Genomic DNA, 17267 nt, shown 5'->3' with positions numbered 1-17267 from the left:
ATTCCCAATTCCCAATTCCCAATTCCCAATTCCCAATTCCCAATTCCCAATTCCCAATTCCCCTTTTTTAGCAATGCCCGTATTAACCAATCCAGTCACAACTGAACAACAGAAGGATAGTGAAAAGCAACAGCACGGTGGTGCTGCTGGTAATATGGTGCAACTATGCGCCGTTACGAAAACTTATACTAATGGCTGTCATGCTTTGTTAGATGTCAACTTAGAGGTCAAACAGAAAGAATTCCTGTTTATTACAGGGCCTAGTGGTTCTGGTAAGTCCACACTGTTAAAGCTGCTGTATGGTGAGGAATTACCTACACAGGGAGAAGTAATTGTCAGTGAATGCAATGTCTCAGCTTTGCGGGGCGATCGCTTATCATTATTACGGAGACGCATTGGGATTGTGTTTCAAGACTATAAACTAATTCCCCAGCGCACAGTGGCGGAGAATGTAACTTTTGTATTACAAGCCCAAGGCTATACCCGCAAAGAAATTCAAAGGCGTTTAGAACCAACATTGAAACTGGTGGGGTTAATTTCTAAAGCCGATTGTTTTCCTCATCAACTTTCGGGCGGAGAACAACAGCGAGTCAGTATTGCAAGGGCAATTGTGGGTACACCGCCTCTAATTTTGGCTGATGAACCCACAGGTAATCTTGATCCTGATAACTCCTGGCAGGTGATGCAAATTCTGCAAAAATTAAATTCTTTTGGGGCTACAGTTATTGTTACTACCCATGATGAACAGCTAGTACGTCGGTGTAATAAACCCGTGCTACAAGTTCGTAATGGTAAACTACATCGCCAATCAGTAGTGAAAAGGGAGTAGGAAGTGGGTATTGCTTCCTTGTCACCTGTCACCTATCACCTGTCACCTATCACCTGTCACCTGTCACCTGTCACCTGTCACCTATCACCTGTCACCTACACCCCTACATGGAAACACGTGCCTTGATTTTGGTTGCTAGAGGGATGAGAGGTAAAGGAGTGGATGGTAACTGCGATCGCTCCAAAGTTTGTATACTCTCAAAGGCTGCTTCTCGAATTGCGGTTTCTTCCTCTCGACTCAAGAGGAGATATAAACATCGCAGAACGTCTTGCTGTAATGCCGGATCATTTTGCTGACGGTTGACTATCTTAGTTAACCGACGGATAGCAATTAAACGCTGAATGGGGTCTTGTTGAGTGAGATTTAGCAACAAATTCTCAAAGCTATCTTCTTCACGATGGCTGTAAAAGTTGACAATTTGCCAGACTAATAAAATTAAAGTTAATAAAGTTCCCAACCCTTGGACAATAGCCCCAACAGCTATCCAAGGACTACTGGAGTCAGCCCAAATTGCTGCCGCCATATATGTACTGAGAGTAGCAATACCACCACTGCTGACTGCCAAAACTAATTGACGGTTTGGACTGTTGAAAAACTTTTTAATTTCTCCCCAATGCAGTTGCCAATCCCACTTTTGCATTGAGTAGACCACTAACATGACACTAATACCAACTAGCAGTGCCAATAATAATTTCCAGTTCCACAACAGCATACCAACAAGTAACGTTAGCAAGCCTAGAATTGCTCCTGGCTCTGAAAAACGCTGAATAGTTCGTTGCTTGGTGGCTTTGGTTTTAAACTCTGGAAGCAGCCAGTCGGGTCTCTGGTTGATTAATTGCTGCCAAGAAGATACAGCCTTTGCCACAGTGTTTACCTACCTACTTACAAAATATCTATATAGATTGATTCCACTAGGTATGGGAAAGTTAGACTGTAATTGAAAACTGAAATTTCAGCATATTTCACACTTGCCACTTTCCTACTACTCAGTAATATAAATGGAATATCCATATTACTCTACAAGCATATCTAGGCTGAAGTAGCAAAATCAGGTTTTATTACTGATTTTTTTAAATTTCGCGGGCAGAAAAAATACTAAATAATAGCCCAACACATAAGTATCCGTTGAATTCGTTCTTTTTAAACACAAAAACGGAACTCATCGATGGTGAATTGACCATCAAAGGCGCAGAAGGTAATGGCGTGAATGTTTTTGGCGGCGACAGATAATAATAGATTGGGAGATAAGGATGAATCAGAATTGGCTAGATTCGCCCCTGGTAAGATAGTTTGGCATAATAGTTGGCGATCGCAATTATAGGCAGAAAGCACTAATCGCTGTGAGCTAGTTACACACGTACTTACCCAGTTTACAGGACGAAGGAAACTGGCTTCTAAAAATCCACTTTTGGGTGAACCCATCAATACTGTTACCCCTGACTTCGTTGGGAAGGCTGGATTTGATGGTTGTATGGCTAGGGAATTTTGAAAAATTACACCCCATTGCTCATACTGATGCTCTACAACTTCAAAGCATTTTAAATCTTCTAAATTGAGAGATATACACGTAGGTACATCAAGCGGAATACTATCAGTTACTTCTTCTAGTTGTCCACGCCTAGCTGAAGCTATAATTTGATTCTGCACACCCAATTTATCAAGTGCAAATGTAGGATTTTCAAATCTTGGTACTTGATCTGATTGAAGAGTCGCCTGCTTGCCCACAATACCCCACCTTACCATTAACCAGAGAAACACTAAATAAGTAAGTAAATACACCAACAGATATTTCTCTTAATCTTGATGGTGATGATGTATAGCCACCCTTGGCGAACGTTTTGACTATAGTAAGAAGTACAAAACTATCCGTAAGTTTTCTGTAGACTATCACAAAAAACTTATCCCAAAGTATTGTCTAAGTGATACTAGCTACCAAAATAAAATCTAATGAAACCTGGCTATATAGTAGTTATAAGCAAAATCTGCTTTTATACAGAAAAAAAAAATTACTGAATCTTTACAAGTAACCTAGTGATTTTACATCTACTTAATCTGACGCAGGCCAGAGGTTTCCAGATTGTTGGTTCAAGGATAATAGGGGACAGGGGACAGGGGACAGGTGACAGGCGACAGGTGACAGGTGACAGGAAAGCAGGGAGAGCAGGAGGGAAAATGAAATGCCCAATGCCGAACCTACTGCGCCTAGTCGTTCGCGTAGCCTCTGTCTACGACACGCTCCGCGTTGGCGTAGCCTCTCGGAGAGAACGGAGAGAATGCAGAGAAGTGCAATGACTCATGACTCATGACTAATAACTAATGACTACCCAAAACTATGATTCAACCACAAGGATTTGAACAACGCTCAATAATTACGTCGCTGGGTAAAATGGTGTACTACACCGCTAATGGTTCACTTTGGCAAGACAATACAACCGCCGCAACAGAACGAGAAACGTTAGTTTTTCTACACGGATTTGGTGGTGGGTCTTCTGCCTATGAGTGGTCAAAAGTTTATCCGGCATTTGCTGCTGAATACCGGATTATTGTCCCTGATTTGATAGGTTGGGGTCGATCTGAACATCCAGCGAGAAATTACACGATTGATGATTATTTAACGACTATTCGCGAGTTTTTGGAGCAGACTTGTACAACTCCAGTCAGGGCGATCGCTTCTTCGTTAACAGCAGCGTTTACAATCCGAGTGGCGATTACCCATCCGAATCTATTTAAATCTTTAATTCTTGTCACACCGGCGGGACTTTCTGACTTTGGTGAAGACTACTCCCGCAGCTTGTTCGCCCAAATCGTCAGCGTTCCTCTTATTGACCGCTTACTATACAGCACTGGGATTGCTACTAGTGGGGGTATTCGTAGTTTCTTAGAACAACGGCAATTTGCCCAAGCTAACCGCATCTACGAAGAAATTGTTGAAGCTTATCTCCAATCTGCTCAACAACACAATGCTGAATATGCAGCATTATCTTTTGTTAGGGGTGATTTGTGTTTTGATTTATCACTCTATATTCAACAATTAATCACTCCTACCGCCATTATTTGGGGTCAAAAGTCTCAATTCACCGGGCCAGAGATTGGCCGCCGCCTAGCAGAAAAAAATCCCCAAGCTATCAAAGTTTTTCAACCCTTAGAAGATGTGGGGTTAACACCACAGTTAGAATTGCCAGCCGTCACTATTGGACTGATTCGCCGATTTTTGAGTTTACTGAATGGGGAATGAGTGGTGAGTAATGAGTAATGAGTAATAAGTAGCCCACGGCAAGCAAGCTACAAGATCCTACTAATTGTTTTGAATTTTGAATTGGAGCGTAAAGCCTGCGGCATAGCTCCGCTTAACGCGTAGCGTCTCATAGAGAAGCGACTTGACTTAGTTCGTGGAGTTTTTTAGCGACTGTGCCAGTAGTTAATAATTCTTGGGCTTTGGCTATACCTGCTTTCATATCAGTACAAATTCCACTGCGCCAGAGATAAAATCCTCCATTCCACAGGGCTGTTTGCATTAGTTCGCTGGGTGTTCCAGTCAACACTTCCTGCATCTGATCTAATAATTCTTCGATAGTGTTTAAGGGTACATTCTTGGTAGTAAAGCCGTAATCATGGGGAGATAGGAGCAATCTTTCTATTTCTGGGGGTGATTTAGATAAAGCGATGATGGCTGTGCGATCGCGTGGTAAATCGCTACTCCCTTCTAATCCCTTCACTAATGTAAACTTTGTCACCCCTCGTAGTCCCAAAGCTACCTGAAACATGGCTTCTGTGGGCGGATGGACAAACCCCGCTATAACATGAGCATCGCCAGCATAGGGACACCAAATTAGTTCCATTGTGGCGAAGGGTGGGCGTTTACCTAGTTGATCACGGTACTCCCAAAGACTCTTCGTCAAGGGAAAATGCTGTGGTGTATAAACAAACCCGATGCCTGTTTTCTCTAAGACTTCTTGGGTGTTTGCTAGTGATAAGCCAGTCCAATCGACTCCTAAACCTCGCCAAATATCTACTAAGGGTAATCCATATTTGGTTGGTAGGCGATCGCCGCCGTGCATAATAACTGGTTGTCCGGCTGAGGCTAGTATCAGGGAAGTTATGGGGCTAATGGGTGCTGTCCGGGTTCTGCCATCATATGGCTGACCAAAAACTATGACTGGACGTGTAGAGTTGATGGGTTGCAGTTTTGGCCCCAGTTCCTCATAAGCATCTAACATTCCCGCTAATTCTTCCCCTGTAGGACGTTTGATGCGGTGGGCAATCAAAAATGCACCTATTTGGGCTGGTGTAGCTTCACCCAATAACATCATCTTGGTAGCCGTGGCTGCTTCAGCACGAGTTAGATTCTCGCCTGTATGGTTGCCACTACCTACCTTTTTCAGCAAATCCCTGAATAAAATACTCATACAAGTCAATAGTCAATGGTCAATAGTCAACAGTCAAGTTGAAGACTGGGGACTTTTGACTGTGGACATTTGACTAATCATACTTTAAGAGGCTGATCGCTGTTGGTCAAACTGTGGGGTAATATTCTCTCGGACTAGCTGCCAAAAGTGCTTGATTGGGGGAATGTGCAGGCGGTCTTGAGTTGTTACCATGACTACGCGGCGAGTCAAGCTAGAATTATCAGATAATGATCCACTCGCTGCTAAAGAACGCACTGCTAGGGTAGGGTCAAGGCGTGCTTCTACTAATGCAGATGTGGGTAGCAAAGCTATTAATTCACCTTGGCGTACTACTCCCCGAAAAGCATCGAGGGTATTCACTTCTAAAGCTGCTTGTAGGTTGGCTTCTAGTCGCTCAAATTTATCTTGGATCAGGCGTTGCATCCCATAACCATCCTTAAATACTACTTGGGGATAACGCACTAACTCCGACCAAGGGACAAATTCATATTGAGCTAGGGGATGATTAGCTGCAATTAACAGTTCAATGGGTTCATCATAAAGGACTTCTACAACCATCTCCCTACCGGTGGTAAGAAAGCGATTATTCATGACAATCGCTAAATCTACTAAACCATCTTTGAGGACTTTGAGGGCGCGATCGCTCCCCAAAGATGTCACCCGCAATTGCACATCGGGATAATCACGACAAAATTTTTGTAATACCGGTGGTAAGTAAGAACCACAAACAGAATGAATCGCCGCAATACACAATTCCGGTTGCTTTCCTGCAACTAAATCTGTGATTTCTTGAGTAGCCGTTTCCCATTCTTGACAAATTTTCCGGGCGCGAGGTAACAATCGTTCACCGCCTAAAGTCAGCTTGGACTGATTGGTTCTGTGAAATAATTCCACGCCTAAGTCAGCCTCCAAAGACTGAATTTGGCGACTGATCGTCGATTGGGTGACACCACATTTCTGGGCTGCTTTTTGGAAACTGCCAGTTTGGGCGATCGCTAGAAACGCTTGCAACTGTTCTAGTCGCATGGGATATGTAGCCTGAATTACATTTATGGCTTTTATTTAAATTAACGGATTTTGATTTTTAATTTGGTAGATTTTGATACAGCTTTTGTGGTCTTTTTCTATATACGGTGAATTTTGCTTTTCTAGGTAGGAAACCATATCTTTAGTTTTGCCAGCCTGCACTAGTGAAGGAAATTAACTTTGAGAAACTACCCAAAAGCTGCTAGCGTCTAACAAAGGATCATATTTTTGTGGACGTGAGAGCTTGAAAACTCGTTCTAATTACTGGCAACTGCTGCCCTATATTAGACCCCAGTGGCAGAACATTACTAAGGGACTAGTCGGCATTTTGGGATATGTGCTGGCGACATTGACGCTAATTAATTTTGCGGGGAAGTTAGCAACGCCCTTTGGTCAAGGTAATGTCATAGCGATCGCTCAATTAGCAGCAATCTTGGCCTTGGTGTTTCTTGTTCGTGGCGTTTTTCAGTCTGTCCAAGACATTTATATGTCGAAAGCAGCTTTAAGAGTCGCTTTTTATCTCCGCAAACAGATATACACCCACTTACAAAAATTAGATTTAAGCTATTTTGAAACTGCCAAAGCCGGTGATTTATCTTACCGCCTCACCGAAGATATTGACCGGATTGGTGAAGTCATCAATAAACTGTTTCACGACTTTCTCCCCTGTGTGTTGCAGTTGATAGCCATCCCGGTATATATGATTTACCTGAATTGGCAACTCACTTTAGCTACAGTGATAGTCGCACCATTGATGGGTGTGTTAATTGGTTGGTTTGGGGAACGCTTACGTAAATACTCACTTAAAAGTCAAAATCGCGTATCTGATTTATCAGCAATTCTCACCGAAGTTTTTAGTGGTATTCGTCTAATTCGGGCGTTTGCAGCAGAAAATTATGAAATTGCGAGATTTAGCCATGAAGCAGAACGCAGCTTTCAAGCTAAATATTCAGCCGAACGCCTGAAAGCTGTGCAGATACCCATCATCGGATTTTTAGAAGCCTTGAGTGCTTTATCCTTAATTCTGGTGGGATCGTGGCAAATTCAGCAAAAAAATTTAACGGTAGCAGAGTTTTTTAGTTACCTCGCCGCCGCCGGGTTATTAATCGACCCCATTGGTCATGTCACCAACAACTACAACGAATTTAAGCAAGGTGAAGCCTCTGTAGACAGGATCTTTGAACTGATGGCGATGCAACCAACGGTGAAAGAAAAGCCCAAGGCGATCAACTTACCGCCAGTTTTGGGTAAGGTGGAATATCGTCACATAACATTTGCTTATAAACCAGGGGAATCAATCTTAAAAGATATTAGTTTATTAGCAATGCCAGGGGAAGCGATCGCGCTGATAGGTGCGTCTGGTGCTGGTAAAACCACCTTCGTTAATCTTCTCCCGCGCTTTTATGACCCCACAAATGGGGAAATCTTGATTGATGGTGTAAATATTCGGGATGTCTCTTTAGAGAGTTTGCGGCGACAAATTGGCATAGTTCCCCAAGAAACAATCATGTTTTCTGGGACTGTGGCTCAAAATATCGCTTTTGGAAAAGACTCATTTGACTTAGAAACAGTTGCAGCAGCAGCAAAAATTGCTAACGCCCACCAGTTTATTACCCAGTTACCAGAGGGATATCAAACTTGGGTAGGTGAGAGGGGTGTAAATTTATCTGGTGGACAAAGACAAAGAATTGCGATCGCCCGTGCTGTGTTGCTAAACCCACAAATTTTAATTTTAGATGAGGCCACATCAGCCTTAGATTCCGAGTCAGAAGCTTTGGTACAGGAAGCCTTAGAAAGACTCATGCAGCAAAGGACAGTATTTATTATTGCTCACCGTTTAAGTACAGTCAGAAAGTGCGATCGTATTTTAGTATTAGAACGAGGACAAATTGTAGAGTCAGGCACTCATGAAGAATTATTAGCCCTTGAGCGTCGTTATGCAAGGTTTTATACTCAGCAGTTTAGTCATTAGTCAATGGGGTAAAAGTTCCTCCCCTGCAACCCTACCTTCCTTCTCCTCCATCCAATTACGAATTACGAATTACCTCAACTTGCTTTTGCTGTTCCTGCAACCAAGCTTCAAATAATTCATTCAGTAGACGCGCCTTCATCGGATCATCTAGTTGGGCTGGGATAAACTTCTCCACTCGTACAATTACTAACCACTCTGCAATGCGGGCTGGGGATGAGATTTGACCAGGTTGACAATTACTAAGTATTTGTACCATTGCTGGATGAAGTGTATTCAGTTCCACAGGCCCCACTAAGCCACCTGTTTGAGCTTCTGGCCCTTGTGAATACTTCTGTGCTACATCTGCAAAAGACTGTTCTTTAGCTTGAATCCGAAAGTAGAGTTCTTGAGCTAGTCCAGCATCTTGAGTCCGGAGAAGGGAATAAATTACTTTATCTAGTTTTCCCTTTAACTGGAAAAAATGAGATTCTAGTTTGTTACCCCAAGTAACTTGCTTAAATTTCTCTAGTTTTAATTTACGAGAAATCATATTATCTAATTGCTCAGAAATCAAACCTTGTTGCGTCATCCATGCTTGAATATCAGCTGCTTGTGTTAACTGCCTTTCGGCATAAAAACGCTGTTTAGCTTGGGCTACTTCTTCAGGCTGACATTCTATCTCTACTATGGCCTCATCAATAATTAATTCCCTTAGTAATTGTGGCAGCAGTTGATAATTTGCTAGTAAGGGAATAATTTCACTAGCTTGGATTTGACGGTTGCCGATTTGAAGCACTTCAGTCATAATCTATTTGGTTTGGCTCTCTAGGGTGATAGATCCTGAGTTAGTATCCTGCACAGGATGGCTATATGACTCTTTTTCACAGTTTTAAGGTTTTAATAGCAAAAATATACTATTCATGTAAAGTTTACTCGAATACTATAAGTAATTTAACTGAAGAGTAAAAATAAACTTCTCACAAAAAACAGTAGGCGATCAAGAAGATGATTCACCTACTGCTTAGTATGGACTGAGTACCAAATTATAAACTTTCTAAATAACTCAAAAGATCCGCCATTTCTTGAGTATTAGGCTGAAATTTTGGCATTGGTGGTGTTTTACCACTAATGACTTGATCAATTAGTCGATACTTGGATTTGTGTTTAGAAACACCTTGCAAGCTTGGGCCTACTCGTCCATCTGCTTCTAAACCATGACAGCCAGCACAATTGATTTGAAAGATAGCGTGTCCTTGTATTTGGTCTCCTTGCAAAGCCAGAACACTCTTGACGTATGGGTCAGAGGCTTGAAGCATCTGAACACCAAAAATGCCCAAAAAGACTGCTAGCAGTGTCGCCAGAGCCAGTAAAGCGCACTGCTGAATCAGAGTTTCAGGTTTGGTAATCTGGTTATCCAAAAGTTGTGCTGTAAAAGTCTAGTTGTTTTCAAAAATTTTCATTTCCTACACATAGCTTAAAAGTTCTTGATGCTGACTGCAAGCATATCTGAGACTTTTTTGCTGACTGGTGATTGCCTAAAATGTTTGTAGAAAGCGGGATTCATCCCCAATTTGGTAAAATCATAAGCGGGAAATGAATGTTGAATAATCGTAAACAGGAGACTTAAAGTGGTTGAACCCTTGCTATCAGGTATTGTTCTTGGTTTGATTGTAGTTACCCTCGCTGGGTTATTTTACGCTGCCTATAAGCAATACAAGCGTCCCAATGAATTGGGTGGTTGATTTAGTGCTGTTATCGTAGCCCGTGCTGAGTTTTATTCAGTGCTGAGTGGGTTATAAGGTGGATGAGGAAGCAAGGGGAGGATCTTAATTTAAATACATAATTAATTAATCTCCTACCTTGCGGGTACTCCTAAGGAAAACGAGGAAAGTAGCCGTTATTCGGATCTCAATCCCCCTCATCCTCCTTATCTATAAGTTTGTGTAAACTGCGTGCATCTGAAAACTACACGCCGCTTTTTAAAGCAATTCGCAATTACGTTTTGTAACGGGGATTTGACCCCGACACAAAACTCTCTGCTTGTAGAGGCAGGGTAATTAACCCCCACTACCTTTATTAATGGCTAAGGCTAAGTAGGTCGGCGTAAATAATTATCTTTGGGATAAGGCAGGTGGCAGGGGGAACAAGGGTTTGAGCCTTATTTACTTTTTTCACACAGTTTGGTTTTATTATGCCGACTTACTTAACTCGACTTTATCCATTTTTTTCGCAACGTGATCGCTATCGCTAAAACCTTTGTGTAACAGTAGTTTTGCTTTTTTAACTTCATCGATAATCTATGACGTGGAAAAAGTATTTGCCAAAAAGCCAGGGTTTTTGCCGGATAAAGAAAACCGAGTTCTTAATTTTGGATAAAGTCGAGCTTAAGTGCTAATGACTATTGAGTCTGGAATTTTGATTATTGCCTAAATTAAATCTGACCGCTAAAGGCAGGCTTTACTTTGCGGTCAATGCGTTCCCCCAGGTCATCAGCAATAGTTAAATTATCCGGCTTGCATCGCTTGACATTTACTAATATTCCTTGCGCTCCTTCTGCTTCTAAATCTTCTACGTAGCCTTTGGTTGCTACTTTGGCATCAGTGGAATTGAGAAAAGGGCCAAAATAATAGGTGCAACGGGGATGTTGAGTTTCAATTTCTACCCACCAAGCCAAGCCAAGGCTATTGTAAGTATTAATTACGGTTTCTTTCAGGTTATGCCAAATTGTTGTCATGGTTGCCGCCAATTTATCAAAGTGGTACTGAATGTTAAATGTTTGGTATCGTCATTTATTCTGTTTACATTTCTTTATACTCTTTTACGCATAATTTTCAAAGAGGTTTTGGTAATTTATCTAGGTATAAAGTATTTACAGCACGTTGACGAAAAATCTCATACAGTGCCATTCCTGATGCTACAGAGGCATTTAGACTGGGGGTCTTACCCAGCAGGGGAATTGATACCAACACATCACACGATCGCTGTGTCAACATACTAAGACCTTCGCCTTCCGAGCCTACGACTAAAACGATAGGGCCACGGAAGCTGACGGTGTGGAGAGGTTCGCTACCATCTGCCGCAGTACCATAAATCCAAAAGCCGGCCTCTTTTAATTCTTCTAAGGTGCGACTGAGGTTAATTACTCTAGCTACAGGGAAGTTTTCTAAAGCACCTGCTGCGACTTTTACTACAGTAGATGTAATTCCGGATGCTCTTCTTTGAGGGATGATGAGACCTTGAGAGCCTATAGCCTCGGCAGTACGAATAATTGCACCCAGGTTATGGGGATCGGTGATGCCGTCAGCTACTACTATAACGGGATCATTTACTGACTTAGCCTGCTCTATCAATTCATGTAATTCGATGTATGAATAGGGAGCTATTTGTGCGGCGATTCCTTGGTGGTTGGCTTGGTCTGTGATTTGATCTAGCCGCTTGGGTTCTACTTCATCAATGACTGTACCGTTTTCTTTGGCTTTGAGAATTAAATTATGAAATCGGGGATCGTAACGCAGACGAGAAGTCACCCAAATGCGGTTGAGTTCCCGTTGATTTTCTAAAGCACTTAAGACTGGATGACGACCATAGATCATGTCGTTATCGCTATCTCTTTCTTCTATTGGTTTGGGAGATACCGATGGAGGAGTAAAGATACGGCGTGGATGTGGCTGATTCTCTACTTTTCTAGGACTGCGAGTCGAATTAGTCACAACACGCTTACCTTTAAGTTTGAGGACTGGCCCGCGATTAGCTTCGGGTGCAGTTTTGATTTTTTTAGGTTTATTGTTCATGGGAGTTTGGGATAGAACGCATGAATAGACATACCGATTCCTGAATACACTGAACCATTACGTAATGATTTTCCAATCATGGAGATTAAAGCGGTTATTTATTTCTCTAGATGGATTTTTTGCAATAGTTCGGTTAAACGTGGCAAATCGGTGAGATACAAGTAGCCAATTAAAGTTTCTAGACTAGTTGCTTGTTGATATATTTCGGGATTAACCCTTTTAGGTCGTCCTGTGGCGGCGTTACGGCCTCGCCGGACTATTTCTAATTCGGATGTTGTCAAGTAAGGAGTTAGCGATCGCAAATGTAGCGCCTGTGTTTCTGCTCTTACCTGTGCTACTACCAGTCTATGATAAGCTTCTGGCCTTTGTAGTGGTAGCAGGTAATACATTCTAGCATAAAGCTCGTAGATTGCATCCCCCAAATATGCTAAAGCTGCGGGGGAAATTTGCTGTATTTGCCCCTGAGAAATCTGTTGTGTAAATTGCGCTGTGTTTGCTAAGAGTAATTGATGCCAAGATGTATCCGTCAGGGGATCTTCATCTTTGCTATCTAAAAACTCTTCCTCCTTTGACTTCACAAATTAACTGTTCCTTATCGGGCTAAATATCTAAATATATGGTAAATATCTGCAAAAAATAGCTCTATTTTTTGAGAACTTTGCTGTGTTTATATACCCAGCATAATTAACACTATCAGAATTATTTACTAATTTTATCTTTTTGCCTGGGATTTTGCATGGATTGAGAATTGGACTTTGGGAATTGGGCATTGCGAAAAATCAATTCAAAATTCAATAACTGCGGCTTCCTATCTCCTGTTTATCCCAAGTACAAATACTTGCACAAACATATTTAAGGTAATAATTCCGTTATTTATAGCAATTTTTATTAGAGTGAGGTAAATCTAAATTTTCTTATCTGTCACCTGTCACCGTTCTCTTTCAGAGACGCTACCGCGAACGGCTGATGATCACGGCGGAAGCCTGTCACCTAATTTGGTGGCTTTTCCCTCTCCCACAGGGAGAGGTTATTGCCAGCCTGTAAAATTAAGCTATCCCATACATTATTCGGAATAGCTTAATTGCTTGATTCGGTCAAGCGATCACGACTGCTTGATGTTGTCTAGAGCTGCTTCAACAGAGGTTTGCAGCGAGAGAAACTTCTCTAAGCGCACAAGCTTGACCGTTTGAGTTACACGGGCATTGGTGACGATTTGCAAAGTTCCTTCGGCGGTTTGAGCTTGCTTGGCTAGCTGTACCAAAGCACCCAAGCCAGAACTATCAACAAAGTCAATTTGCGAAAGATCCAGAATAATGTGCTTTGGCCCTTCTTCAATTTTGTTGCCAAGAACCTTGCGAAATGTCGGTTCAGAAAAGGCATCTAACAAACCTGTGAGGCGGAATAGCTGATAATTATCCCGTGCTTCACGAGTACCTCTCAGGCTGACGGTTAGATTTAGTGGTTCAGCAATAATTCCCTCCTCATGGTTAAACTAAACGCTCAAGTATAGATGTTTTTTAGGCTTGTTGTCTACAGGTCTTTGGAGTAGTGAGTGCTGAGTAATGAGTAATGAGTAAGATTACCCGCTTGCGACTCTTGACTCGGAACTCGGAACTAACTTTTTCCCCAGTCTTTTTTTAACTCACTTCGGCTGTAGTTGCTTGACGTGCTGTTTGCATGGATTGGACGAACTGCTCAAACAAGTAATCAGCGTCGTGGGGGCCTGGACTGGCTTCTGGGTGGTACTGCACTGAGAAAATGGGTAGAGATTTGTGCCGTAATCCAGCGACAGTGCGATCGTTTAAGTTGAGGTGGCTAATTTCCACAACTGCCTCAGGTAAAGAATCTGGGTCGATCGCAAAGCTGTGGTTTTGGCTGGTAATTTCTATCCTTTGTGTTAATCCCGCAGGCTGATTTAAACCCCGATGCCCGAATTTTAGCTTAAAGGTTTCTGCTCCCAAGGCGTGACCGAGAATTTGGTGTCCCATACAAATGCCAAAAATGGGTTTTTGACTTTCGAGTAGGGTTTTAGCCGTAGCAATCCCTTCCGAGACTGCTGACGGATCACCAGGCCCATTCGAGAGGAAGATACCATCAGGATTGTATTTGAGAATTTCTGCTGCTGGTGTATCGGCAGGTACAACAATTACTCGACAACCATAACTAGCCAAACGACGTAAAATATTGCGTTTCACGCCAAAGTCTAGGGCGACAACCGTTAAGGATTCCTGGTTATTAACCGCAGTTTTTGGCTTAAATTCCCAAGCGGGGGTTGTGGGATCTGACCATTCGTAAACTTGGGGTGTGGTGACTTGCCGAACTAGATTTAAGCCTGCCATGTTAGGAGCTGCTTGTACCTGCTCTAATAACTCTGCTTCATCCAAAATTTCTGTAGAGATCCCACCGTTCATTGCTCCATACATCCGAATTTTGCGGGTAAGGGCGCGGGTATCTAGGCCGTAGATACCTGGAATGTGGTGTTGTTGGAGGTAGTCAGGTAGGGATTGTGTCGATCGCCAGTTGCTGGGTTTATGACAAATATTACGGGCGATCGCACCGCGTATTTGTGGTTTGTCCGATTCTTCGTCTTCGGGATTAACGCCAGTATTGCCCAACTCAGGATAGGTGAATACGACAATTTGGCCGCAGTAACTGGGATCAGTCAAGACTTCTTGATATCCAGTCATACCAGTGTTAAACACGACTTCTCCGATTGTGGTTGCCGTCGCACCAAAAGACCAGCCACGGTAAGCAGTTCCATCTGCTAAGACAAGTAGAGCAGGTATTGCGTCAGACAGGGGCATAAGCGATAAATAGGGGGATTGGGGATTGGGAATTGGGGATTGGGAACTGGGCATTGGCTATTTCCTCTTTTTTGCCCCTCTGCTGCTTCCTAGTGTCTTGTTAATAGTGAGCAGTCTTGAGTCCCCAATTTAGTTAATACTGCGACTGTTAATTATCCCATGAGTTGGCGAATGGAACCTTACCAAGGAAATTAATTAAAAATTAAAATGAAGTAATAATTCTGAAATTCTGGGTTTTAAATTCTTCATTGGGAAATTAAATCTACAATGGGAATCGGTGGCAGGAGTCCTGGGACAGTTAAAATCAAAATTAATTATGCTTCAGCCCTTTTTTTCTCGTGCAACCCTAATTGTTCTCTCTGGTGCGATCGCAGTTGTGAGTGTTGGTTGTAGTGCAGGTAAGCCAAAGACGGGTATTCTTCGCAATCAACAGTCTGTAGTGACTGATGATTTAGCCGTAGTACAATCTTCTGTTGAAACTACGCCAGCACCAAATATGCCAGCATCAATAGACCTGCCATCATCGGTCTTAGAACCTAGTCCTTTTGAACTGGGATTAGATAAGGCAGCAGGTGCGACTAGTATCAGTCAATCGGCGCAATCACCAGATGATTGGTATTTGGTGGCGAGTCAGTATCATGATGCGATCGCTTTGATGCAGAAAGTCAAACGGCCAAGCTCAGAGTTTGCGATCGCGCAAACGAAAATTTCTGAGTACGAAGGACACATGAAGTATGCTATTAGGCAAGCTAATACTGTGGTTCGTCCATCGCCTAAGTCGGTAGCTGTAGCGTCTCAAAAGCAAAAGGTGGCTGTTTCTCGTCCGTCCTCGCCCCCACCTGAGACTTCAACATCATCCCGATTTACTATTCCTGTTCCTCCCCCCGGAACGACAGAACTACCACCAGAACCAAGGAATTTTCCGTTATCAGCCGCTATTTCCCCAGAAAAAGTATATTCTGCCCCCATTAGACGGCGGGTTGGGGGTACGCCTGTAGTGAGTGTGACTTTTAATGGTCAACAGCAATTTGACATGATTGTTGATACAGGCGCAAGTGGAACTGTGATTACCCAAGAAATGGCGCGTGCTTTGGGAGTTGTGGCGGTGGGGAAAGCTAAAGCTAACACCGCTAGTTCTAAGGCTGTGGAATTTGCGATTGGTTATCTGGATTCGATGACTTTGGCGGGTGTGAGAGTGAATCGCGTTCCTGTGGCGATCGCTGGGACAGAACTGGAAACAGGGTTACTGGGACACGACTTTTTTGGTAATTATGATGTCACCATTAAACGCAACGTGGTAGAGTTCCGCCCACAATCGCACTCAGATGCTAATTCTGTAGGAATTCAACTAACTGTGCCAACTTTGCCCACGCAATACCAGTCTGTAGAATCTCCTTAGCCACTGTTACACCTTGGGCATGATCCATCAATGGGATCGCACCGGCTACTTGTAGTGCTAATGAAGCATTGAGGGCTACAGCATCTTGTTGTGCTTGAGTTCCTTTCCCCTGTAGCACCGCCTTTAAAATCACAGCGTTTTCTTGGACATCGCCACCTTTGAGGGCTGTAATCGGTGCTGGTGTGACACCTACCTCTTGGGGGTTGACTGTAGTCAACTTGACTTCACCATCAGATAACACCGCCAAATCTGTTAAATCACCTAACCCAGCCTCATCAAGTCTTTCTCTTCCGTGGAGGACAATCGCCTTTTCTTTACCCAAATTGTGTAAAGCTTGGGCAACAGTTTCTAGAAGTTTGGGTGTAAATAACCCTACGACTTGCCCAGTCGGACGCAGAGGGTTTACCAAAGGGCCTAGCAAATTAAACACCGTGCGGATTCTTAAAGTCCGGCGCAATTGTGCCACTGCTTTGAGTGCGGGATGCCAACCGGGGGCAAACAAGAAAGTGATCCCGATTTCTGGGAGTGCCGCTTGGACTTTTTCGCTATCAGCACCTAAATTCACACCTAAAGCTTCTAAGACATCAGCACTACCTGTCAAACTCGATGCAGAACGATTACCATGCTTGGCGACAGGTACACCATAAGCAGCCACGACAAAAGCCACGGCTGTCGAAATATTGAAAGTTGAAGAACCATCTCCACCAGTACCACAAGTATCGATAATAGTGCTGAGTGTGGGGGAAGTTTTCCCAGTCCCCATTTTCGATTGAGATTGTAAGACTTCCGCCATACCTGTTAACTCGTCGGCACAAACACCTTTAAAGTTGAGTGCTGTTAAGATTGCGCCAGATAATTCTGGGGGGACTGCTTGAGTCAGCCAACCTTGCATTAATTCGGCAGCTTGGGTACGACTGAGGGATTGACCATCAATTAACTGTTGCAGGAGAAGATACCAGCTGGTTGAGGATTCCGGGGAGGCGTTAGCAGAAGTTGTCATATTAAATTAATAACTGTTAGGGATAATTACATCAATTGTGTATGGCAGTTATCCTACCGAA

The 17267-nt window shown here is 43.0% G+C and carries 18 protein-coding genes; 6 read left to right on the top strand and 12 right to left on the bottom strand.

What is annotated here, in order from left to right:
• The first annotated feature begins 73 nt into the window (after window positions 1-73).
• Window positions 74-829, top strand: a complete 756-nt coding sequence (gene ftsE / locus ACM0OR_RS15290) for a cell division ATP-binding protein FtsE (RefSeq protein ID WP_323265981.1) — start codon at window positions 74-76, stop codon at window positions 827-829.
• A 103-nt stretch (window positions 830-932) separates the two neighbouring features.
• Here ftsE and ACM0OR_RS15285 read toward each other — a convergent pair whose 3' ends face one another.
• Both ACM0OR_RS15285 and ACM0OR_RS15280 read right to left on the bottom strand, forming a co-directional pair.
• A complete protein-coding gene (locus ACM0OR_RS15285) occupies window positions 933-1694 on the bottom strand; it encodes an armadillo-type fold-containing protein (RefSeq protein WP_190697108.1) in 762 nt (253 codons plus the stop codon).
• A 275-nt stretch (window positions 1695-1969) separates the two neighbouring features.
• A complete protein-coding gene (locus ACM0OR_RS15280) occupies window positions 1970-2572 on the bottom strand; it encodes a hypothetical protein (protein WP_190697500.1) in 603 nt (200 codons plus the stop codon).
• A gap of 434 nt (window positions 2573-3006) precedes the next feature.
• Here ACM0OR_RS15280 and ACM0OR_RS15275 point away from each other — a divergent pair, with 434 nt between their 5' ends.
• Both ACM0OR_RS15275 and ACM0OR_RS15270 read left to right on the top strand, forming a co-directional pair.
• Entirely contained in the window at window positions 3007-3135 is a 129-nt protein-coding gene (locus ACM0OR_RS15275; protein ID WP_414577136.1) for a hypothetical protein, read from the top strand.
• Between the two features lie 26 nt (window positions 3136-3161).
• Window positions 3162-4064, top strand: a complete 903-nt coding sequence (locus tag ACM0OR_RS15270; RefSeq protein ID WP_190697114.1) for an alpha/beta fold hydrolase — start codon at window positions 3162-3164, stop codon at window positions 4062-4064.
• A 127-nt stretch (window positions 4065-4191) separates the two neighbouring features.
• On the opposite strand, the gene ACM0OR_RS15265 is transcribed toward ACM0OR_RS15270, so the two are convergent.
• Together ACM0OR_RS15265 and ACM0OR_RS15260 are read right to left on the bottom strand one after the other, a co-directional pair.
• A complete protein-coding gene (locus tag ACM0OR_RS15265; protein ID WP_414577133.1) occupies window positions 4192-5235 on the bottom strand; it encodes an anthranilate phosphoribosyltransferase family protein in 1044 nt (347 codons plus the stop codon).
• A gap of 84 nt (window positions 5236-5319) precedes the next feature.
• On the bottom strand, window positions 5320-6261 hold the full coding sequence (locus ACM0OR_RS15260; protein WP_323265978.1) for a LysR family transcriptional regulator: 942 nt from the start codon (window positions 6259-6261) through the stop codon (window positions 5320-5322).
• A 244-nt stretch (window positions 6262-6505) separates the two neighbouring features.
• On the opposite strand from ACM0OR_RS15260, the gene ACM0OR_RS15255 reads away from it, so the two are divergent.
• A complete protein-coding gene (locus tag ACM0OR_RS15255) occupies window positions 6506-8233 on the top strand; it encodes an ABC transporter ATP-binding protein (RefSeq protein WP_414577132.1) in 1728 nt (575 codons plus the stop codon).
• Window positions 8234-8288: 55 nt separating this feature from the next.
• Here ACM0OR_RS15255 and ACM0OR_RS15250 read toward each other — a convergent pair whose 3' ends face one another.
• Both ACM0OR_RS15250 and ACM0OR_RS15245 read right to left on the bottom strand, forming a co-directional pair.
• Window positions 8289-9017: a peptidylprolyl isomerase gene (locus ACM0OR_RS15250; protein ID WP_190697121.1), complete on the bottom strand. Its 729-nt coding sequence runs from the start codon at window positions 9015-9017 to the stop codon at window positions 8289-8291.
• Window positions 9018-9255: 238 nt separating this feature from the next.
• Window positions 9256-9630, bottom strand: a complete 375-nt coding sequence (locus ACM0OR_RS15245) for a c-type cytochrome (RefSeq protein ID WP_190697123.1) — start codon at window positions 9628-9630, stop codon at window positions 9256-9258.
• A 210-nt stretch (window positions 9631-9840) separates the two neighbouring features.
• Here ACM0OR_RS15245 and petG point away from each other — a divergent pair, with 210 nt between their 5' ends.
• Window positions 9841-9954, top strand: a complete 114-nt coding sequence (petG, locus tag ACM0OR_RS15240) for a cytochrome b6-f complex subunit V (RefSeq protein ID WP_010995538.1) — start codon at window positions 9841-9843, stop codon at window positions 9952-9954.
• A gap of 689 nt (window positions 9955-10643) precedes the next feature.
• Here the strand turns inward: petG and ACM0OR_RS15235 are convergent.
• The 5 genes from ACM0OR_RS15235 to carA all read right to left on the bottom strand — a co-directional run bounded on the left by ACM0OR_RS15235 (window position 10644) and on the right by carA (window position 14807).
• Window positions 10644-10946, bottom strand: coding sequence for a DUF1816 domain-containing protein (locus tag ACM0OR_RS15235; protein WP_190697125.1), 303 nt, complete (start codon window positions 10944-10946; stop codon window positions 10644-10646).
• Between the two features lie 97 nt (window positions 10947-11043).
• Window positions 11044-12003, bottom strand: a complete 960-nt coding sequence (gene rlmB, locus ACM0OR_RS15230; protein WP_190697128.1) for a 23S rRNA (guanosine(2251)-2'-O)-methyltransferase RlmB — start codon at window positions 12001-12003, stop codon at window positions 11044-11046.
• 98 nt (window positions 12004-12101) lie between these two features.
• On the bottom strand, window positions 12102-12581 hold the full coding sequence (locus tag ACM0OR_RS15225) for a Mini-ribonuclease 3 (protein ID WP_323265975.1): 480 nt from the start codon (window positions 12579-12581) through the stop codon (window positions 12102-12104).
• 524 nt (window positions 12582-13105) lie between these two features.
• Complete coding sequence (locus ACM0OR_RS15220) at window positions 13106-13477, bottom strand: STAS domain-containing protein (RefSeq protein WP_190697503.1); 372 nt, start codon at window positions 13475-13477, stop codon at window positions 13106-13108.
• Window positions 13478-13640: 163 nt separating this feature from the next.
• Window positions 13641-14807: a glutamine-hydrolyzing carbamoyl-phosphate synthase small subunit gene (gene carA, locus ACM0OR_RS15215; protein ID WP_190697506.1), complete on the bottom strand. Its 1167-nt coding sequence runs from the start codon at window positions 14805-14807 to the stop codon at window positions 13641-13643.
• A gap of 316 nt (window positions 14808-15123) precedes the next feature.
• On the opposite strand from carA, the gene ACM0OR_RS15210 reads away from it, so the two are divergent.
• Window positions 15124-16206 carry a TIGR02281 family clan AA aspartic protease gene (locus ACM0OR_RS15210; RefSeq protein ID WP_414577129.1) on the top strand — a complete coding sequence of 361 codons (1083 nt, stop codon included), beginning with the start codon at window positions 15124-15126 and terminating at the stop codon, window positions 16204-16206.
• Here the strand turns inward: ACM0OR_RS15210 and trpD are convergent.
• The gene (gene trpD / locus ACM0OR_RS15205) at window positions 16136-17206 is read right to left on the bottom strand and encodes an anthranilate phosphoribosyltransferase (protein WP_414577127.1); all 1071 of its coding nucleotides are present in this window, start codon (window positions 17204-17206) and stop codon (window positions 16136-16138) included. The genes ACM0OR_RS15210 and trpD overlap by 71 nt on opposite strands.
• Window positions 17207-17267 lie beyond the last annotated feature (61 nt).

It is taken from the genome of Anabaena sp. CCY 9402-a, from assembly GCF_963920945.1.
Classification (GTDB): Bacteria; Cyanobacteriota; Cyanobacteriia; order Cyanobacteriales; family Nostocaceae; genus Trichormus; species Trichormus minutissimus.
This window is presented reverse-complemented; position numbering and strand designations above follow the sequence as displayed.

Coding starts and splice junctions, on each gene's coding strand:
- ftsE (WP_323265981.1), top strand. CDS start 74: ATGCCCGTATTAACCAATCCAGTCACAACTGAACAACAGAAGGATAGT.
- ACM0OR_RS15280 (WP_190697500.1), bottom strand. CDS start 2,572: ATGGTAAGGTGGGGTATTGTGGGCAAGCAGGCGACTCTTCAATCAGAT.
- ACM0OR_RS15275 (WP_414577136.1), top strand. CDS start 3,007: ATGCCCAATGCCGAACCTACTGCGCCTAGTCGTTCGCGTAGCCTCTGT.
- ACM0OR_RS15270 (WP_190697114.1), top strand. CDS start 3,162: ATGATTCAACCACAAGGATTTGAACAACGCTCAATAATTACGTCGCTG.
- ACM0OR_RS15265 (WP_414577133.1), bottom strand. CDS start 5,235: ATGAGTATTTTATTCAGGGATTTGCTGAAAAAGGTAGGTAGTGGCAAC.
- ACM0OR_RS15260 (WP_323265978.1), bottom strand. CDS start 6,261: ATGCGACTAGAACAGTTGCAAGCGTTTCTAGCGATCGCCCAAACTGGC.
- ACM0OR_RS15250 (WP_190697121.1), bottom strand. CDS start 9,017: ATGACTGAAGTGCTTCAAATCGGCAACCGTCAAATCCAAGCTAGTGAA.
- ACM0OR_RS15235 (WP_190697125.1), bottom strand. CDS start 10,946: ATGACAACAATTTGGCATAACCTGAAAGAAACCGTAATTAATACTTAC.
- rlmB (WP_190697128.1), bottom strand. CDS start 12,003: ATGAACAATAAACCTAAAAAAATCAAAACTGCACCCGAAGCTAATCGC.
- carA (WP_190697506.1), bottom strand. CDS start 14,807: ATGCCCCTGTCTGACGCAATACCTGCTCTACTTGTCTTAGCAGATGGA.
- ACM0OR_RS15210 (WP_414577129.1), top strand. CDS start 15,124: ATGCTTCAGCCCTTTTTTTCTCGTGCAACCCTAATTGTTCTCTCTGGT.
- trpD (WP_414577127.1), bottom strand. CDS start 17,206: ATGACAACTTCTGCTAACGCCTCCCCGGAATCCTCAACCAGCTGGTAT.